This is a genomic window from Bradyrhizobium sp. BLXBL-03 (genome assembly GCF_051853015.1).
Classification (GTDB): domain Bacteria; phylum Pseudomonadota; class Alphaproteobacteria; order Rhizobiales; family Xanthobacteraceae; genus Bradyrhizobium; species Bradyrhizobium manausense.
This window is the reverse complement of record NZ_CP182470.1, coordinates 1,281,869-1,301,345: the sequence shown is the minus strand read 5'-3', so window position 1 is coordinate 1,301,345 and position 19,477 is coordinate 1,281,869. Positions and strand designations below refer to the sequence as shown.

The following is a 19,477-nucleotide window of genomic DNA, read 5'->3' as shown; positions in this document are numbered from 1 at the left end:
TTCGGCTTCCCAGCGCCGCCCGACCATGGAACTGAACGTAAAGGCAAAGACTTGCGTCGCAGTTAATTCGACTGCGTAAACCGGGAACAAATGGCATGTATTGGCCGATGGTAAACCGAAATTGAAAACAACCGGTTAAATTGCGCGGACGCAAAAATAGTGATCGAGACGATTTACTCGAAAGTTATGACCGCCATGGTCCAATGCCGCCCGCTCGGCCAAGACACCCAAGAAAACACACCCAAGAACAAGACGAGGCGGCATGTCGCTTTCCTTCACCAACAGCATCGCCGTGCAGAGCCGCGCGCGAGCGCTGGTGCCGCTGTGTGCCGGCGCGGGCGCCTATCTCTTCTTCCTTTATGTCGGCGACACGCTGCTTCAGGACTCCGACTCCTTCTGGCAGATCAAGATCGGACAGTGGATCCTCGACCACCACGCCCTGCCCTATACCGACTTCTATTCCTTCACGCGGCCAGGCGAGCCCTGGATCTCGACGTCCTGGCTGTCTCAAATTCTGTACGCCATCACTTTCGCGCAATGGGACTGGGCCGGGCCTGTCATCCTCACCGCGCTTGCGATTGCGGCGTCAGTTGCGATCTTTGTCCATCTGCTCGACGCCCATCTCGAAATTCCGCGCTCGGTGCTGTTCGCGATGCTGGCGGTGCTGCTGTCGCTGCATCACATCCTGACGCGGCCCCATATGCTGGCGCTGCCGGTGATGATCGCCTGGGTCGGCATTCTCATGAATGCCGCCGACCGCAAGGTCACGCCGTCCTGGGCGTGGCTGCCGCTGATGTCGCTGTGGGCGAACCTGCATGGCGGCTTCGTGCTGGGCCTCGTGCTGATCGGCCCGATGGCGTTAGAGGCGATCTGGACGCTGGATTCGGCCAAGCAGATCCGCCTGCTCGCGCGCTGGTTCCTGTTCGGCGTCGCTGCGATGATCGCTGCCTGCGTCACGCCCTATGGCTGGCGCACGCTGCTGGGCGCGACCAACATCCTCAATCTCGGCGAATTGCTGTCGGTCATCTCGGAATGGATGCCGGCGAATTTCGCTTCGTTCTCCGCATTCGAAGGCGCGATCCTTGGCCTGATCGCGATCGGCCTGTTTCGCGGCCTGACGCTGTCGCCGCCGCGCATTCTCCTGGTCCTGCTGTTCACCTGGATGGGGCTGACCCATGTCAGGAGCATCGAGGCCTTTGCCTTCCTGGTGCCGCTGGCGCTGGCAAAGCCGCTCGGCGAAAAGTCGCCGCTGCCGCAAGCTCCGCAAGATACTGAGCAAGGCAACGAGAGCCCGCCGGCGCGCTATGTCACTGTCATGGGCGCGCTGATGATCGCGGCCGCGGCCTGGACCTCGACCTCGATCTACATGTCGCATCACCGCTTCACCTTCACGATGGACCAGACGCCGGTCGCCGCCGTCGATCTGCTGCAGCAGCGCAAGGCACAGCGCATCTTCAATGCCTACCAGTTCGGCGGCTATTTGATCTCGCGCGACATCCCTGTCTTCGTCGACGGCCGCGCCGAGCTCTATGGCGAGAAGTTCGTGATGGACTTCTTCAGGGCGATCGAGGTCAAGAAGCTCGATAATCTGACGCGGCTGCTCGAAGAGTACAAGATCGACGCCACGCTGCTGGTCGCCGACAGCCCCGCCGCCCAGGTGCTCGATCATATCAAGGGCTGGAAACGGCTCTATGCCGACAACATCGCCGTGATCCATGTGCGGGATGACGAGGCGAGCGCGGGCAACGCGCCCATGTCCACGCACTCAAATTGAGACGCCGGACAATGTCGCCGCCACGATCGACCACAGAGCCGAAGCCAGCGATCGTGCTTGCGATCGTCTGGGCAATGATCGTGGTCGCGCTCGGACTTCCCGCGATCAAGGCCGGTGTGTTCGACACGCTGTCGACCGACGACGCCCTGCGTCTGGTCGAGGTGCGTGATCTTCTGGCCGGCCAGGGCTGGTTCGACCTGACCCAATACCGGCTCGACCCGCCCGGAATTGCCATGCACTGGTCCCGCATCGTCGATGCGCCCCTGGCCGTGCTGATCCTCGTGTTGCGCCCGCTGCTCGGCCAGCATCTTGCCGAAGTGCTGACGCTGGTGCTGTGGCCGTCGCTGCTGATGGGCGCGGCGCTGTGGCTCGCAGCGACGATCGCAAGCCAGGCCTGCGCCCCTGAAGACAGGGAGCGGGCACAGCTTGCGGCGATTGTGGTCACGGCGCTGTCGATCCCCGCCCTGATCCACTTCCGGGCCGGCGCGATCGACCATCACAACCTGCAGATCGTGCTGCTGCTCGGCTTCGTGCTCTGCATCTGTGCTCTGGAACACCGTGCGGACAGGGCAGCTTTGGCCGGGTTGTGCGGCGCGCTTTCGCTGGCGGTCGGATTGGAAATGCTGCCTGCCATCGCCATGGCGAGCGCGGTCGTTGTGGGGCTCTTGGTGTGGAAAGGCACTGACGTCCTGCGCCCCGCCTGCGCCTTTGGTGCGGGCCTTGCCGGCTCCTCGCTGCTGCTGGCGCTGCTGCTGCTGCCGATCAACAGTCTCACCAGGCCGGTCTGCGATGCCTTCGGCGGGCCTGTCCTGCTGCTGTGTGCGGGCGGCGGCGTCGCCCTGCTCGCGGTTGCCGGTGTTGCCCGCATGCGCGACGGCGTGTGGACGCGATTCGCGGCGAGCGGGATTGCAGGTGCGCTCCTGCTCGGCGCATTCGACAGATCGTATCCGAGCTGCGTTGCCTCGCCCTATGCGCAGGTCGACCCCCTGCTTGTCAGCTTCTGGCTTGGCCGCGTCGTCGAGACCATGTCGGTGAGCGAACTGGCACAGATGCAGCCGCAAAAGCTGCTCGGCTATTACGCGTTTCCATTGCTGACGCTCGGCCTGTGCACGGCCGCCGTGATCGGCTGCACGCCGCAAACACGCTTTCGCTGGATCGTCTCGACCATCACGCTCGCGGCGCTGTGCGGCGAGAGCCTGTGGGAATTGCGCGGCGCCGCTGCCGCCAACATCGTTGCCGCCCCGCTATGCGTCGCCGGAATTGTCCGGCTTCGCACTGAAATCGTGGCCGGTTGGCGGCTGGTCCGCGTCGCGCTGCTGCTGTCGCCCGCCACACTTGGAGGCATCGGCCTTGCGGTCTGGCCGGCGTTCGCTGCCGGCACAGGCGGACCCAAGATCGCGATGCCCGATCCCGCGGCGTCCTGCCAGACCATCTCCAGCGCCGCAGCGCTCGCCGACCTGCCGCCCGGACGGATGATGGCGCCGATCGATTCCGGTCCTGCGATCCTGGCGGCGACGGAACACGCCGTCTTCGCTGGTCCCTATCACCGCAACAATGACGGCAACCTCGCCATGGTGCACGCGATGACAGCAGCACCTGAGGCCGCCCACGACATGCTGCGCGCGCGGCAAGTCGACTATATCCTGACCTGCAACGGCTCCTTCGATCAGGAGGATCTCGTCCGCATCGCGCCGGAGGGTCTTGCCGCACATCTCGGCCGCGGTGAAGCTCCGGACTATCTGGAGCCCGTGCAGGCCGTATCGAAACCCGGCTGGACGGTCTGGCGCCTGCGCAAGTAAGGGAGCGCGAAGCGGAGATTGCGATGGTGCAGGCGCGGGATGTTACGGGAGGCGCAGCAACAGAGCGGCCGTAGCCCGGATGGAGCGGTAGCGCAATCCGGGGCCTTCTTTAAGCTACCAATCCCGGATTACGCTACCGCTCCATCCGGGCTACGTTAGCTGGCCTGGAACCAACAGTGTCATGAAAAATCCCGACGCCATCGCCGTCATCGTCTCGGCGCTCCGCCACGTCCATGGTGACGACGTCGCGCGCCTGATGCTGGTCGAAGGCATGAGCCTCTCCAATCTGATCGATGCGATGTTTTCGGCGCCCCTGACGCACCGGGAGGCGGTGCGGGCGATCACCGACGGGCTCGATGATTTCCTCATCACGCCGGACCTGGGGCTGATCTGGCACCTGAAATATGTCTACGGGGACCACTCCCTGCACGTGGTGGACCTGGAGATTGCAACGCCTGACGGGACGCTGGCGAGCCGGGACGTCTGGCTTCGGCTGGCGTCGTGAATGCGGAGCCGGTGCTGTGCGGAGACGTGGCCCCGGCTGACTGGGCCCCGGCTCTGCGGAGCGGCACTTCGCGCCGCACCGCGTCCGGTCCGGGGCACGAGAGCTTGCGACCAATTGCCTTCGGGCGTGTCGACCACCCTATGATAGCGGAGTTGTTTCGCGAGCTTCGCCCCCTCAATTCCCCGTCTGCAACTCGCCAAAGCGCTCCCAGGTCTTGCCGTTGAAGCGCATGAACTGCATCTGGTCGACCGGGACGTGGTCGGTCGCGCTGGTGTTGATCTTGATGCCGGGGAGCAGCATCGGCAGTTCGAGGTCGTGAATCGAAAATGCCTGCTTCAGGATGTTCTCGGTCGACAGATCGTCGCCGCAGGCTTTCAGCACGGCTTCCAGCGCCATCGCGCTGTTATAGGCATTGACGTAGTTGGTATCGTGCTGGTCGGCTTCAGGCACATACTTCGTCATGAAGTCGCGCCAGGCCTTGACGCCGGGATCGTCCTTCCAGGCGGGATCATCGGGGTCCTTCACATAGGCCGTGGAGAGAATGCCGGTGCCGGCTTCGACGCCGGCAGGCTCCATCACCGTCGAGATCCAGACCGCGACGTTGGACAGGAAGGTCATGGGACGCCAGCCGATCTCGAAGGACTTGCGGATCGCTTGTGCCGCGAATTTCGGCGTCGCCGCGATCACGAACACGTCGGCGCCTGAGGCTTTCAGCTTGACGATCTGGGAATCGATGGTCGGGTCCTGGATCTCGTAGGTCGCGACGGTGACGACGGCATCGTATTTCTCGCCAAGCACGTCCTTGAGGCCGGCGAGATAGTCGCGGCCATAATCGTCGTTCTGCGAGATCACCGCGAACTTCGCGTTGGGGTTTTTCGCCAATGCATAGCGCGCATAGAGCCGGGCCTCGTAGCGGAACGGACCCTGCACGCCCATGGTCGCCTGCGGATATTGTGTGATGTCGGCGAATTTGGAGGCGCCGGAGCCGATGAAGAGCTGCGGCACGTTCTTAGACTGGAGGTACTTTGCGATCGCGGTGTTATGCGCCGTGCCGATCGAGGAGAAGATCAGCGCGACCTCGTCGCTCTCCACCAGCCTTCGGGTCTGCTCGACCGATTTCGGCGGTGCGTAGCTGTCGTCGAGCGAGATCAGATTGACCTTGCGGCCGTTGATGCCGCCCTTGTCGTTCAGCATCTTGAAATAGCCGACCTCGCCCTTGCCGAGCGCGCCAAAGGCGGAGACCGGCCCGCTATAGGGCATGGTCTGGCCGATCCTGATCTCGGTTGCGGTGACGCCGCGCATCTCGGCGGCGAGCGACAAGGTTGGCGATAGCAGGATTGAAACGGCGCCAAGCGCGCCCAACGCGGCCACGAAGCGCATCGGTCTACCCTCCCCTTTGTCGGCGCGATCACTCCGCGCCTTTGTTTGAGGCCGAGCATGTCACGACGGTCGCATCGCTGCCAAGACCCATTCGCGGCCGGGGGTCTCGTGTCCCGGACGCGCCGCAACGCGAGAGCGCTGCCCCGGCTCTGCGGCGTACCACGAGCGCAGATATCGTAGGGTGGGCAAAGCGCAAGCGTGCCCACCACCTGTCGCGATTGGCGAGAGGTGATGGGCACCGCGCAAGGCGCTTTTGCCCACCCTCCGGGACTGCCTTTGTTGCTGGCGCACTGCATCGACACCGTCATTGCGCGCGCAGATATTGTAGGGGGCAAAGCGCAAGCGTGCCCACCACCTGTCGCGATTGGCGAGAGGTGATGGGCACCGCGCAAGGGCGCCTTTGCCCAGCCTACGAGACTGCCTTTGTTGCTGGCGCACTGCATCGACACCGTCATTGCGAGCGCAGATATTGTAGGGGGCAAGCGCAAGCGTGCCCACCACCTGTCGCGATTGGCAAGAGGTGGTGGGCACGGCGCAAGGGCGCCTTTGCCCACCCTACGAGACTGCCTTTGTTGCTGGCGCACTGCATCGACACCGTCATTGCGCGCGCAGATATCGTAGGGTGGGCAAAGCGCAAGCGTGCCCACCACCTGTCGCGATTGGCGAGAGGTGATGGACACCGCGCAAGGCGCTTTTGCCCACCCTACGAGACTGCCTTTGTTGCTGGCGCACTGCATCGACACCGTCATTGCGCGCGCAGATATCGTAGGGTGGGCAAAGCGCAAGCGTGCCCACCACCTGTCGCGATTGGCAAGAGGTGGTGGGCACGGCGCAAGGGCGCCTTTGCCCGCCCTACGAGACTGCCTTTGTTGCTGGCGCAAGGTCGTTGCGAGCGCAGCGAAGCAATCCAGAGTCTTTCCACGGATGCATTCCTGGATTGCTTCGCTGCGCTCGCAATGACGGAGCGTGTGGCTGGAGGGTCCATTCGCCACCGGCGCTGATGCTACTTCGCCTTTTTCGCGCGATCCTTCACGGGGATCACGAGCTTGAGGCCGGACCAGACATCGTCGACCGCGCAGATCTTGATATCGACGAGGCCGTTCGCGAGCGCGGTCTCGCGCACCAGGGCTTCGGTGACGTCGGTCGCAACGCCCGACGCTTTCTTCGGCCAGGACGCCCAGATCATGCCGTCGGGCGCGATCGCCTTGCGGTAGTTGCGCAGCTTGGCGGCGAGGCCTTTGGCCTCGGCCGCGAAGAGATGCACCATGTCGAGCGGTGGCTTGGCCGTGTTGGCGATGCTCACGCCATCAGGGAGATCGCCGACGACGTTGCGATAGGGGGCGCCAAGGCCGTCCACAAAAATGCAAAAGCCCGGCTTGATGCCGAGCTTTTGCACTAACGGTTTGCCGGAATATGCGGCCATGGCCGAAGCGTTACGCCTGCGGCTGCGGCTCCAGGCCGGGATCCGGATCGGGACGCGGGCGCGACTTGCCGGCCGGGGGCACGGCGGAGGCGCGCGGCGTGGCCGGCTCCAGCACGGACTCGCGGTTCGGCTTCTTGCCCTTGAGCAGGTCGACGATCTCGTCGCCAGAGAGCGTTTCGAACTCGAGCAGGCCCTTGGCCAGCGCTTCGAGGTCGGCGCGCTTCTCGGTGAGAATGCGGGTTGCTTCCTTGTAGCCTTCCTCGACCAGGCGGCGGATCTCGGAGTCGATCTTCTGCACGGTCGCTTCGGACGCATTCTGCGTGCGCGAGACCGACATGCCCAGGAACACCTCGTCCTGGTTCTCGCCATAGGAGACGGTGCCGAGCTCTTCCGACAGGCCCCAGCGCGTCACCATCATCCGGGCAAGGCGCGTGGCCTGCTCGATGTCGGAGGCCGCGCCCGAGGTCACCTTGTCGCGGCCGAAGATCAGCTCTTCGGCGACACGGCCACCCATCATGATGGCGAGGCGCGAGGTCATCTGCTCCAGTGACATCGACAGCTTGTCGCGCTCGGGCAGTTGCATGACCATGCCGAGCGCACGGCCGCGCGGGATGATGGTCGCCTTGTGGATCGGATCGGTGGCGGGCACGTTGAGGCCGACGATGGCGTGGCCGCCCTCGTGATAGGCCGTCAAGAGCTTCTCTTCCTCGGTCATGACGAGCGACTTGCGCTCGGCGCCCATCATCACCTTGTCCTTGGCTTCCTCGAACTCGGCCTGGGTCACCATGCGCTTGTTGCGGCGCGCAGCGGTGAGTGCGGCTTCGTTCACAAGATTCATCAGGTCGGCGCCGGAGAAACCGGGCGTGCCGCGCGCGATGGTCTTGAGGTTGATATCGGGCGCCAGCGGGACTTTACGAACATGGACTTTGAGGATCTGCTCGCGGCCAACGACGTCGGGATTGGGCACCACGACCTGGCGGTCGAAGCGGCCCGGACGCAGCAGCGCGGGATCGAGCACATCAGGGCGGTTGGTGGCCGCGATCAGGATCACGCCCTCGTTCGCCTCGAAGCCGTCCATCTCGACCAGCAGCTGGTTCAGCGTCTGCTCGCGCTCGTCATTGCCGCCGCCGAGACCGGCGCCGCGGTGACGACCGACCGCATCGATTTCGTCGATGAAGATGATGCAGGGCGCGTTCTTCTTGGCCTGCTCGAACATGTCGCGGACACGCGAGGCGCCGACGCCGACGAACATCTCGACGAAGTCCGAACCCGAAATGGTGAAGAACGGCACGTTGGCTTCGCCCGCGACCGCGCGCGCGATCAGCGTCTTGCCGGTGCCGGGAGGGCCGACCAGCAGCACGCCGCGCGGAATGCGGCCGCCGAGGCGCTGGAATTTGCCGGGGTCGCGCAAGAACTCCACGATCTCCTGCAGGTCCTGCTTGGCTTCGTCGACGCCGGCCACGTCCTCGAAGGTGACGCGGCCATGCGCTTCGGTCAGCATCTTCGCACGCGACTTGCCGAAGCCCATCGCCTTGCCGGCACCGCCCTGCATCTGCCGCGACAGGAAGATCCAGACGCCGATCAGCGCGATGAAGGGCAGCCAGGAGACCAGCAGCGAGACGAACCACGGCACGTTGTCGCCCGGCGGCTTCGCGGTGATCTGCACCTTGCTGTCATAGAGGCGCTTCACCAACGTCGGATCGTTCGGCGCATAGGTCTGGAAGCTCGAGCCGTTGGTGAAGGTGCCGTGGATGTCCGGCCCCTGGATCACGACGTCGCGGACATGGCCCTGGTCGACGTCGCTCAACAGCTGCGAGAAGGCGATGTCCTGCGAGGACGTGCGCTGACCCGGATTCTGGAAGAGCGTGAACAACGCCAACAGCAGCAAAACAATGATGACCCAGAGGGCGAAATTGCGCAGATTGGCGTTCATCGATCTTCCTTCGTGGTCGCGCGGATCGCGGCCTGATCCTTGGGGCAATCAGAGGAAATCCCCAAGGAATCCTCATCGTTAGACGTATACAATTTAGGTGCCGCCCCGGTCGCTGCCAAGGGAACGAGATGGGACTATTTATCCCATCTTAGGGCGATTCCCGCTGAAATAATGGCATCAAGGCCGGGGTTTTTCCTGCCTGGTTAAGGTGTCCTGACGGCAGACCAGGCAAATGACCGGTGTCATGATCCGCCCTCATCTGCCCGCAGGCCCACTCTTGGACCCACTCTTGGACCCATTCCTGGACCGCCGGGCCGGCGCAGGCGCGATGTGGATACGCCCCCCGGCAAGGCTGATCAAGGCTCCCGCAAGGGTCTGCTTGAGAGGGACCTGCTTGGGAAGCGCAGGGCGCGAGGCCGAGGTCTGATTCATAGCTTGATCCAGCGCTGCCAGCAGTGTCTCGACCTTGCCAAGTTCCGCCGGCCCTTCGTGGCCGAGCGCGTCGATGGCCCGCAGCAACAGCCGCAGCCTGACTTCCTCGGGAAGGCCGGCAAAGGCCGAAGCCTCAAAACTGCGAACGCCCGCCTGCGGCCGATGGCCGCGATCCCGTAAGGCGAGGAAGCGCTCGGCTCCATCGGTCAGCACCTCGACCGCCGCATTGGCGCGGGCGAGCCGCGCCGACAGCCGCACCAGCGTGCGGACGTCACCGCCCTCGGCGGCAAGCTGCGGCAGCAGCGCGCGCAGCCGGGGACGCGTGAAGGCCATGTCGGCGTTGGTGGGATCTTCAGCGAAGCCGATCCCGGCCCGCTTCAGGGTTGCGATCAGTTGCGACTTGGGAACATCGAGCAGCGGGCGCGCCAGCACGAGGCCGTCGCGCGCGGTGAACCGCGCCATCGCCGACAATCCGGCGATGCCGCTGCCGCGGAAGAGCCGCATCAGCAGCGTCTCGGCCTGGTCGTCGCGGGTGTGCGCGGTCAGCACATGGCTGGCACCGGCAGCGCGGGCGGCCTGCGCCAGCAGGCGATAGCGGGCTTCGCGCGCGGCGGCGGGCAATCCTGCCTTCGGCTTGGCGCCGCGCCAGCGCAGGGTGCGGTGTGCAAGGCCAAGTTCCGTGGCGAGCCGCTTGACCTCGCGCGCTTCGCGCGCCGCCTCCTTGCGCAGGCCATGATCGACGGTGACGACGGTAAGCTCGGGGCCGCGGGCGAGGCTGCGCCGCCAGCGCGCCGCCAGCCACATCAGCGCGACCGAATCGGGTCCGCCCGAGACCGCGAGCACCAGCGCCGGCGCGGCTCTCAACCCGGCGAAGAGCTGCCTCGCCGCGCGCGCGGAGATCGGAGAATTGTCGTGGTCTGACATGACGCGGCCCGGCAATCGCCAGACCGGTTTAGCGCAATCGCGGCCGCGTTGTCAGCGCGCAAACGACGCGCGTCAGCACTTCACCCGCTTCTGCTCGCGGTCGACGGCGGCCTTCACGCCGGCGGAGGCACGCGGATATTTGCGGCCGACCTCGCCGAAGGCGGCGCAGGCGGCTTCCTTCTCCTTCAGCGCGGCGAGCGACTGGCCGAGCCGCAACAGCGCATCCGGCGCCTTGGCCGACTTGTCGTATTTGGTGGTGACGGCGAGGAAGGCCTCGGCGGAATCGCGATATTGCTGGCGCTGGAAATAGCTTTCGCCGAGCCAGTATTGCGCGTCCCCGAGCAGCGGGTCTGAAGGATATTTCGCGGCAAAATTCTTCATGGTCTGCTCGGCGAGCGCGTAATCCTTGCGCTGCATGTAGCCGATGCCGAGGTCGAACTCGTCGCGGGGCGTCGCCGAAGGCGGCAGGGTCGCGAGCGCCGGACCACCGGTCTGCGCCGGATAGCCCTGCCGGGCCGGCGGATAGGCGGGCTGCGCGGGAGCTGCTGCTTGCGGGTATTGCCCGCCATTGTTGGAGAGATCGAGCGGCGCACCTGATGGCATCGGCTGCTGGCCGCCGCCGAGCGCACGCGGCGCACCGGGCGCATTCGGGCTCTGGCTCGGGTCGAATGCATCGCCGCGGCGGCGCGTGCCGGGAGCACTTGAGCCAGCACCTGGGCCCGGCTGCTCCTGAACGATCGGCGCAGGTGCCGCAATCTGGGGCTGCTGGTAATTCGGTTGCTGGTAGTTCGGCTGCTGCACCGCCTGTTGCTGCGGCGGCTGACGATAGGCAGGGGTGACCTGCGCGGGCGGAACGCCCGCGACATTGGGCTGCGCCGGTGCCTGCCCGGGCGCAGCACCTTGCGCGCCGCCCTCGAGCTGCCGGATGCGATCCTCGAGCTGGCGGTTGCGATATTGCAGCTCTTCGTTCTGGCCGGTGAGCTGGCGCAGCTGGTTCTCCAGCCGCTCGATCCGCATCTCCGGATCATCGTCGGTCTGCGCGAATACGGGCGCGGACAAAGAGAGCAGCGCGGTCAATGCCGCGATGCCGGTAATTCCCTTGGATCTGGATGACATCTTGCCCTGACGACGAAAACAGAATCTGCGACGGAACGCGCGAGGCGCGACACATTCAAACGCACTACGCCAAAAATGTGACTTGCACCACGCCGTTTCGGTCACAGTTGGCTGAAACGAAACCGGCGCCCGTGAGGGCGCCGGCATATTCGGTTTGCACAGATGAACCGCGGCTGACCGGCGTCAGGAGCTCGCGTTCAGCACGGTCACAGCACGGCGGTTCTGCGACCAGCAGGAGATGTCGTTACACACGGCCACGGGGCGCTCCTTGCCGTAGGAGATCGTGCGCATGCGATTCGGATCGATGCCGCGCGAGGCGAGGAAGGAGCGCACCGACTGGGCACGGCGGGCGCCGAGCGCGATGTTGTATTCGCGGGTGCCGCGCTCGTCGGCGTGACCTTCGATGGTGAAGGAGTAGCGCGGATAGGTCTGCAGCCACTGCGCCTGCTTTTCCAGGGTCACGATCGCCTGCGGGGTCAGATCGGTCTGGTCGCTCTCGAAGAACACGCGGTCGCCCACGTTCACCACGAAATCCTGCTGGCTGCCTGGGGTCGCCGCGCTCGCATTGGCGTCCAGACCTGCGTTGGTTTTGGCGCACGCACCCATCGACAGCGCGATGGCAACCACCGCGGCCAGCTTCAATCCCTGGAGGATACGCATAGGATATTTCATTCCGGAGCCTCCACGCTCACGTTCGTCCACTGCTGTCCGGTCTACAGGGGGTTGGTTAAGCGAACGTTCCGTCAACCTTATCGGAACCTTGCCTCAGCCGGTCAAATGCCCCCAACCAGCGAAAAGCACCCATTGTGGTTAATGGGTTGTAAATGTGGCGCGAGGGTGAAAGCAAGCCGCGTTGACAGACAAATCGCCGAATTCCGGGCCTTTACGGGCTCCGGCGGGCTGCGCGAGGCGTCATAGGGTCGGAACCAGCGCCGGTCAGACCAGGCCAGCGGGACTGAGCGGCGCTTGAACGAGCACCGGCCGGGCCACGGCCTGGGGCTGGCTCTTACGCTCGAACAGCATGCGCCGCTCGAACGCGCTCGAGCGCATGATGGGAAAGCGCGTCAGGATCTTTTCCCGGACCTTGGGGTAGTCCGATGCCATCAGCACCGCCTTCTTGGTCGGCCAGCCCGGAAACGCGCGCGGCTCGGTCAAAGTCTCGGACAGGAACACGCTCCGATAGAACGCCTGATGATCGACGCGCACCATCGAAAGCCCCACATCGGCATTGAAATGCTCGCAAGCGATGAACGGCAGGCGGACCGTGAGATAAGGCAGCTCCGGGAAACGTTGCTGCATTCCGGAATCAGCAACAAATCGACACGGATCGATAAAAACCTCGCCGCGATCGAGGCGGGGATGCAGCACGTCGCCGAACACCTCGGTCGTGTAGGACATCCGCCACTCGGAGGTCAGAACGTGGATGCGGACGGAGCTGCACAGTTCGTCGTCGACATAGACGCCGAAATTCCAGACATTCGGCGCGTCGTCGAAACGGTCGGTCACGCGCTGTGATTCCGACGGCGGGATCAGTCCGGCCTGCAGATAGGCGCGATAACGCATCTGGTGCAGGCGATCGCGATCCTCGGGTGTCTCGATGAGGCGGTAGTCGGTGCGCTCGAAGAGCGCCGCTCCGCGCGGGCGAAGCGGCTTCTGCGGTTCGGCCGCGGACTTCATTGATAACCTCTACGCTGCAAGCAACTTCTGCGAGTTATCAAAGATTAAAGGTTCATTAACACAATTGCAAAGGGTTAGAGCCGTTAGGGTTAAGGGTTGCAGCCCGCAACCCCCTCGGGAAATACTTGGAAATATCGGGGAAATAGCGGCCGCTGGGACGCTTGAGCTTACGCGAGCGATCGTGAGGAGACGACGATCAGCTGCTCCTGCACGCGCTTGCCATGCGACGCATTGAGCAATTGCCTGATACGGACGGCTGGAACGGGACGGCTGAACAGGTAGCCCTGCCCTTCGGACACGGTGCCGTCGGCGCTGATCAGCGCAAGCTGCTCGTTGGTCTCGATGCCCTCGACAACCACGGCCATGCCGAGGTCGGCGGACAGCCGTGCCACGCCGCGGAGCAGCGTCAGCGGGCGGTGGGCGTCGATCCCTTCCAGGAAGGAACGGTCGATCTTGACCTTCTGCATCGGGAAGTTGTGCAGATAGCTGAGGCTCGAATAGCCGGTGCCGAAATCGTCCAGCGAGATGCGCACGCCGAGCGCATGCAGCTGCGAGAGGATGTCGTGCGTGAGCTGCGTGTTGCGCAGCAGCGACGATTCGGTGATCTCGATCTCGAGCCGGTGCGCCGGCAGGCCCGACACTTCGAGCGCGTAGCGAATCTCGCTCAAGACGTCGCGCTGGTGGAATTGCTGCGGCGAGAAGTTGACGGCGACGCTGACGCCCTCCGGCCACTTGATGCATTCCATGCAGGCCCGGCGCAGGATCCAGCGACCGAGATCGACGATCAGGCCCATGTCCTCGGCAACCGGGATGATGTCGACCGGCGAAACCGTGCCGCGCACCGGATGATTCCAGCGCAGCAGCGCCTCGCAAGTGGAGATCTTGCCGGACTTCAGATTCACCAGCGGCTGGTAGAACAGCTCGAATTCCTCGTTGGCGAGCGCCTTGCGCAGGTCGAGCTCGAGAATGCGTCGCGCCTCGGCGGTTGCCGCCATCTCGTCGCGGAAGAAGCAGAAGGTGCCGCGACCGTCGGCCTTGGCGCGGTAGAGCGCCATGTCCGCGTTCTTGAGCAGGGTATCGGCGCTGGCGCCCTCAGCCGAGGTCAGCGCGATGCCGATGCTGGCGCCGATCTCGACCAGATGATTGTCGATGCGGTAGCGCTCGCTCAGGCGCTCGACGATACGGCGGGCAAGGCTCGCGGCATCCTCCGGGACGCTGATATTCTGCTGGAACACGACAAACTCGTCGCCGCCGAAGCGGGCGACGAAATCCTCCGGCCGCAGCATCTCGCGCAGGCGGTTGGCAACCGCACAGAGCAGCTGGTCGCCACAGGGATGGCCGAGCGTGTCGTTGACCTGCTTGAACTGGTCGAGGTCGATGAACAGCAGCGCCGAGAGACGTTCGGAATGACGCGCGGCGGCGAGCAGCCGCTCGATCTCGTCGCGGAAACTGACGCGGTTGGGCAACGCGGTGAGTTCGTCATAGCGCGCCAGATGGCTGATCCTGGCCTCGGCATTGCGCCGTTCGGTGATATCCTCGAGCAGCACCACCGCTCCGCCGTCGGCCATCGGCTGGACCGTCCACGACAGCGAACGATTCCGCTCCGCATCGGGGTCGGTGGTCACGGTTTCCCTGGCCTGCAAGGTCTCGATATCGGCAAGGATCAAATCACCGCTCGCCGCGTAGATCGATCCCGCCTGGACGCACGCGGCGACGACATCACGGGCGCTGGTGCCGCTTTGCGGCAGATTGTCGGGCAGGTTCATCATCGCGCCGAAGCGATGATTCATCACGGCGAGCTGGCCGTCGCTGCGGAACATGCAGAGCCCGTGCGGCATGTTGTTGAGGGCGGTGTCGAACTGGCCGGCCAGCGCGGCCTCGCGCTCGCGCGCCACGACCGCGCGCAGGAAGATCCGATGGAGATTGGCCGAAAGCTGCAAGACCGCGAAAAGGAAAGCCGCCGAAACGACCGACATCGCCACATAGTAAGGCGTGCCGCGCAGAGCCAGGGCGGCAACCGGCGGCACGAAGATGAAGCTGGCCTGGAGACGGAAGATCGACTGCCGTCCATAGGCCCTGCCCGCTCCGCCTGCCACGATACCGGTGGTGACGGAGAGCGCGATCATATGGGCAATAGCGTCGTCATTGCTCAACAGGGTCGTGAAGCACCACAGTCCAATGACGATGGCCTGAATCAGGGCTCCGATCTGATAACGCTTCTGCCAGCGTGCCGCCTGCTCGGCGGTCATGGTCAACTTGGTGGCGTGATAGCGGTGCAGATCGTAAGCGCGAATGGCGCCCGCCAGGATGAGAAGCGGGACAAATGCCCAGATCAGGACCATGCCGGTCTTGAGCGCGGTCAAGGATGCCGAGAACGCCGAGAAGACAATGCCGGTCAGCACCGTGCCGGGAGCCTCGAACAACGAATCGATCAGCGCCGCCGAACGCTTCGTCGGTTTCTGATCAATCCCGCCGCTCTGGTCTGCGAATTGCATTTTGGTTTGTACGCGCGTCCTGTCTGGCGCGTAGTTTTACTCACAGCAGATGAAGTCTTTCTGAGGGAACATCGTTAAAGTCGGGTTGTTTTTCGGCAATAGCGAAACTGTTTCTGTTGAGAAATCAAGCAACTAGGCAAGCCTTGCCGGGCCCAAGGTGAAGGAAAGCTTGCCGCGCACGCAAAAAGCCGAAGCGTTCGCGCTTTTTTTGAAGATATCGCGCGTTGCGAAACGCGCGATCGAGCTATTGGCCCGCGGTCGCGGACAGCAGCGGCGACCATGCCGGATCGGAGGCGAAGCCCGGCGTCGGCACCTTTTGTTCAAAGCGACCGGAGATGTCGACGGAGAACAGCGACGGTCCGGCATTGCCGCCGGGATCGCGGAAGAACATCACCACGCGTCCGTTCGGCGAGAAGGTCGGGCCTTCGTTGTGGAAGCCTGATGTCAGCAGCCGCTCGCCACTGCCATCAGGCTTCATGACGCCGATCGAGAACTGCCCGCCGCCCTGCCGGGTGAAGGCGATGTAGTCGCCGCGCGGCGACCACACCGGGGTCGAATAGGTGGCGTTGTTGTCATCCTTCGAGAAGGAGATGCGCTGCGCCTGACCGCCGCCCGCGGCCATCACATAGATCTGCGACCTGCCGCCGCGATCGGACTCGAAGCAGATGCGGGTGCCATCAGGCGAGTAGGACGGAGACGTGTCGATCGCCGGCGTGTCGGTGAGGCGCGTGGTCGAGCGCGAACGCAGATCCATCACGAACAGGTTGGAATTGCCGCCCTGCTGCAGGCTCATGATGACGCGCTGGCCGTCCGGCGAGAAGCGCGGCGCAAAGGTCATGCCGGGGAAGTTGCCGACGATCTCGCGCTGGCCGGTCTCGATGTTAAACAGATAGACCTTCGGATCCCCCTGCCCGAACTCCATGTATGTGATCTCTTGCGAGTTCGGCGAGAAGCGCGGCGTCAGCACGAGGTCGGCGCCACGGGTGAGGTAGCGCACATTGGCGCCGTCCTGGTCCATCATGGCGAGCCGCTTGACGCGGCGCTCCTTCGGCCCGGTCTCGTCGACGAACACCACGCGGCTGTCGAAATAGCCCTTCTCGCCGGTCATCTGCTCGTAGATCTGATCGGAGATGATGTGGGCGATGCGGCGCCAATATTCCGGCGAGGTGAAATATTGCTGGCCGGCGAGCTGCTGGCCGGTCACCACATCCCACAGGCGAAATTCGGCCTTGAGGCGGCCGTCCTGCTGCCGCGTCATGCGGCCGGTAACGAGGGCCTGCGCGTTGAGCGTCTTCCAGTTCTGGAATTGCGGGGCGACGTCGATGTTGCTGATGCGCTCGATGAAGGCGGCCTGGTCGATCGGGGCAAACAAGCCCGAGCGCTTCAGATTGTTGGTGATGACCTGGGTGACGCCATTGCTGACCTCGCCGTCGGCGGGTGAGCCCGGCACGAAATTGGTGATCGCGATCGGGATCGGACGAAACTCGGTGGGATCGATGCGGAGACGGCCTTGCTGCTGGGCGAAGGCCTGACCACCCCCGAGCAGCGCGAGCGTCGACCCGGTCAGAGTCATGAAGCGGCGGCGGTTCATCGATCGAACGTCAATCATCGCAAAATTCTTTTGTTCGGATGTCACAACATGTCTTTCAGGCCGAAAGTCATCGGAATGAGCTTCCAGCTGTCGTATTGCTGCTTTGGCAGGAACGAATAGACCTGACACTGCACGATGGCGCGCTTGGCGCTCTCTGCCACGGCCTGCGCGATCGATCGCGACGGCCCGCGCACCGCGACGATCACGGGCTCGGACGCCAGCGATCCGTCGACCTTCATGGGAATGTCGATGTCGGCTTCGTACAGGTTGGCGTCCTGCCCGTTATAGGTGGGCGTGAAGCAGCGCTTGACCGCGCCCTGGAATGCGCCTTGCCAGGTCGCGACGTTGTTTGCGGCTGTTCCTGATGTCGAGCCCAGTGACGCCGACGCATTCAGTGCCGAGCCGGCCAGCTCATGCCGGGTCGCGGCACGCTTGTCTAGGTCGCGGGCAATCTGCGCGGGATCGAAGGTGCGCTCCTTGGGCTTCGGCTGCTGCTGCGGCTGCACCGCGGCGACCTTCTGCTCCACCGGCTTCGGCGGCGGCTTCTTGGTGTCCAGCTTCTTCTGCAGCTCCGCGATCGGATCTTCCTTGGCCGGATCAGGCTTCTTTTCCTGCGGCTTCGGCTCTTCCTTCGGTTTCGTCTCTGCGACCGGCTTCGGCGGATCGGGCTTCTTCTCGACCGGCTTTTCGACGGGCTTCGGCGGCGGCTCCGGCTGTGAGTTGGTCTTGATCAGCTCTTTCTTCTCGGTGACCTTGCCGACGGAATCTTCCTCGGGCTTGGCCTCGGCGATCTTCTCGACCTTGGGTTTCGGCTCTTTCTTGTCGCCGGTTTTCTGCCCCGACATCATCTGCGCGAGCTGGTCGCTGGAGATGATGTCGACCGGCAGCGACTCCTCGGGCGCGATGTAGGCTTTGCTGCTAAAGGTGAGCAGGCCCCATCCCAGCACGAGGACGTGGAGGACAATCGACGCAACGAGTGTCTTGTCGACCTTCACCTTCACTGCTTCAGGACCCCTGATCCGCTTCGGTGACGAGCGCCAACTTCTTGAAGCCCGCGCCCGACAGCAGGCCCATCACCTTGGCGACCGTGCCGTAATCCGCCTTCTTGTCGGCACGCAGATAGATGCGTTCCTCGAGGCCGCCGCGCGCATCCGTGATCGCCTTCAGCTTCGGCACCAGCTCGTTGATCGCGATCTCCTGGTCGTTGATGAACACCTTGCCCTTGATGTCGACCGACATCTGGATCGGCTTCTGGTCGCTCTGGTCCAGGCTCTTGGCCTGGGTCTGGGGCAGGTCGAGCGGCACGCCGACCGTGAGCAGCGGCGCCGACACCATGAAGATGATGAGCAGCACCAGCATCACGTCGACCATCGGCGTGACGTTGATCTCGGCCATGACCGGCTTGCGCCGGCTGCGGCGCCCGCCGCCTCCGGACGAACTGGCAACGTTCATGCCCATGGCTTGGTGCCCAATCTCGCCTTCACACTATACATGCCGTCCGTCAGCCCCGCTCGTCGATCTGGCGGGACAGGATGGCTGAAAATTCATCAGCGAAGCCCTCGAGCCGCTGGGCCTGCCGGTTCACCTCGGAAGTGAACTTATTGTAGAAAATAGTGGCAGGAATTGCGGCAATCAGGCCGACTGCGGTCGCAAACAGCGCCTCCGCGATACCGGGCGCCACCACCGCCAGAGAGGTATTTTTCGACGCCGCGATCGACTGGAAGCTCGACATGATGCCCCAGACCGTGCCGAACAGGCCGACGAAGGGGCCGGCGGAGCCCACGGTCGCAAGCACCAGCAGGCGGCGTTCCAGCCGCTCGACCTCACGGGCGATCGAGACGTTCATGACCTTGTCGATGCGCATCTGGAGCCCTGCGACCGAGCGGGCATGGCTCTCGAACGAGCGCTTCCATTCGCGCATCGCGGCAACGAAACACGCCGCCATCGAATGGGTCGGCTTGGCCGAGAGCGTCCGATAGAGCTCCTCGATCGACTCGCCGGACCAGAAGGCCTGCTCAAACCGGTCCATCGAGCGGCGGGTGCGGGCGTAGAGGAAGATCTTGTCGATCGCGATGGCCCAAACCCAGACCGAGCAGGACAACAGGCCGAGCATGACGCATTTCACGATCCAGTGAGCCTGCCAGAACAGCGCAATCAGCGACACGTCGGCGGAGGCGGCAACCGGAAGGGCGGACTGAGCCATTTCGGCCGGATTCATCAGAAATATCCTCTCAAGGTGACCGTTTTGGCGATCGTTACCTGTGTCCCCGCCTATGGCGGCGGATTCCCAACAGCCGCGCTAGACACCGGCGCGGCCGGCAAGCCCGCTCAAAGCCTTGTCTTTCTGGGATGCAGGGCTCGTCCAAAGCCGCCGCCTGCATTCCCTGTCAAGATGTCAAAACTATGGGCCTCGACGACAGCTCCGGGC

15 protein-coding genes are annotated in these 19,477 nt (G+C 64.1%); 3 read left to right on the top strand and 12 right to left on the bottom strand.

Annotation, left to right across the window (positions count from 1 at the left end; genetic code table 11):
• Window positions 1-262 precede the first annotated feature (262 nt).
• The 3 genes from ACNJX9_RS06195 to ACNJX9_RS06185 all read left to right on the top strand — a co-directional run bounded on the left by ACNJX9_RS06195 (window position 263) and on the right by ACNJX9_RS06185 (window position 4,078).
• Window positions 263-1,774 carry a hypothetical protein gene (locus tag ACNJX9_RS06195; protein WP_439408157.1) on the top strand — a complete coding sequence of 504 codons (1,512 nt, stop codon included), beginning with the start codon at window positions 263-265 and terminating at the stop codon, window positions 1,772-1,774.
• Window positions 1,775-1,785: 11 nt separating this feature from the next.
• Window positions 1,786-3,573, top strand: a complete 1,788-nt coding sequence (locus ACNJX9_RS06190; protein ID WP_439408156.1) for a hypothetical protein — start codon at window positions 1,786-1,788, stop codon at window positions 3,571-3,573.
• Window positions 3,574-3,754: 181 nt separating this feature from the next.
• Window positions 3,755-4,078 carry a hypothetical protein gene (locus ACNJX9_RS06185; RefSeq protein WP_439408155.1) on the top strand — a complete coding sequence of 108 codons (324 nt, stop codon included), beginning with the start codon at window positions 3,755-3,757 and terminating at the stop codon, window positions 4,076-4,078.
• Between the two features lie 174 nt (window positions 4,079-4,252).
• Here ACNJX9_RS06185 and ACNJX9_RS06180 read toward each other — a convergent pair whose 3' ends face one another.
• From ACNJX9_RS06180 to tolQ, 12 genes are all read right to left on the bottom strand, one after another.
• Window positions 4,253-5,458, bottom strand: a complete 1,206-nt coding sequence (locus ACNJX9_RS06180; RefSeq protein WP_439408154.1) for an ABC transporter substrate-binding protein — start codon at window positions 5,456-5,458, stop codon at window positions 4,253-4,255.
• A 1,003-nt stretch (window positions 5,459-6,461) separates the two neighbouring features.
• A complete protein-coding gene (locus ACNJX9_RS06175) occupies window positions 6,462-6,881 on the bottom strand; it encodes a DUF3052 domain-containing protein (RefSeq protein ID WP_439408153.1) in 420 nt (139 codons plus the stop codon).
• A gap of 10 nt (window positions 6,882-6,891) precedes the next feature.
• A complete protein-coding gene (ftsH, locus tag ACNJX9_RS06170) occupies window positions 6,892-8,814 on the bottom strand; it encodes an ATP-dependent zinc metalloprotease FtsH (protein ID WP_057759153.1) in 1,923 nt (640 codons plus the stop codon).
• Between the two features lie 255 nt (window positions 8,815-9,069).
• Entirely contained in the window at window positions 9,070-10,170 is a 1,101-nt protein-coding gene (gene tilS, locus ACNJX9_RS06165) for a tRNA lysidine(34) synthetase TilS (protein ID WP_439408152.1), read from the bottom strand.
• A gap of 72 nt (window positions 10,171-10,242) precedes the next feature.
• Entirely contained in the window at window positions 10,243-11,286 is a 1,044-nt protein-coding gene (ybgF, locus tag ACNJX9_RS06160) for a tol-pal system protein YbgF (RefSeq protein ID WP_439408150.1), read from the bottom strand.
• A gap of 183 nt (window positions 11,287-11,469) precedes the next feature.
• A complete protein-coding gene (pal, locus tag ACNJX9_RS06155; protein ID WP_057759160.1) occupies window positions 11,470-11,958 on the bottom strand; it encodes a peptidoglycan-associated lipoprotein Pal in 489 nt (162 codons plus the stop codon).
• Between the two features lie 264 nt (window positions 11,959-12,222).
• On the bottom strand, window positions 12,223-12,963 hold the full coding sequence (locus ACNJX9_RS06150; RefSeq protein WP_057759162.1) for an N-acyl amino acid synthase FeeM domain-containing protein: 741 nt from the start codon (window positions 12,961-12,963) through the stop codon (window positions 12,223-12,225).
• A gap of 167 nt (window positions 12,964-13,130) precedes the next feature.
• The gene (locus ACNJX9_RS06145; RefSeq protein WP_439408149.1) at window positions 13,131-15,458 is read right to left on the bottom strand and encodes a putative bifunctional diguanylate cyclase/phosphodiesterase; all 2,328 of its coding nucleotides are present in this window, start codon (window positions 15,456-15,458) and stop codon (window positions 13,131-13,133) included.
• 244 nt (window positions 15,459-15,702) lie between these two features.
• Window positions 15,703-17,049, bottom strand: a complete 1,347-nt coding sequence (gene tolB, locus ACNJX9_RS06140; protein ID WP_057759857.1) for a Tol-Pal system beta propeller repeat protein TolB — start codon at window positions 17,047-17,049, stop codon at window positions 15,703-15,705.
• Between the two features lie 41 nt (window positions 17,050-17,090).
• Window positions 17,091-18,050: a protein TolA gene (locus ACNJX9_RS06135; protein WP_083514850.1), complete on the bottom strand. Its 960-nt coding sequence runs from the start codon at window positions 18,048-18,050 to the stop codon at window positions 17,091-17,093.
• A 4-nt stretch (window positions 18,051-18,054) separates the two neighbouring features.
• Window positions 18,055-18,507: a protein TolR gene (gene tolR, locus ACNJX9_RS06130; protein WP_057759167.1), complete on the bottom strand. Its 453-nt coding sequence runs from the start codon at window positions 18,505-18,507 to the stop codon at window positions 18,055-18,057.
• A gap of 43 nt (window positions 18,508-18,550) precedes the next feature.
• Window positions 18,551-19,267: a protein TolQ gene (tolQ, locus tag ACNJX9_RS06125; RefSeq protein WP_057759169.1), complete on the bottom strand. Its 717-nt coding sequence runs from the start codon at window positions 19,265-19,267 to the stop codon at window positions 18,551-18,553.
• Between the last annotated feature and the right edge of the window lie 210 nt (window positions 19,268-19,477).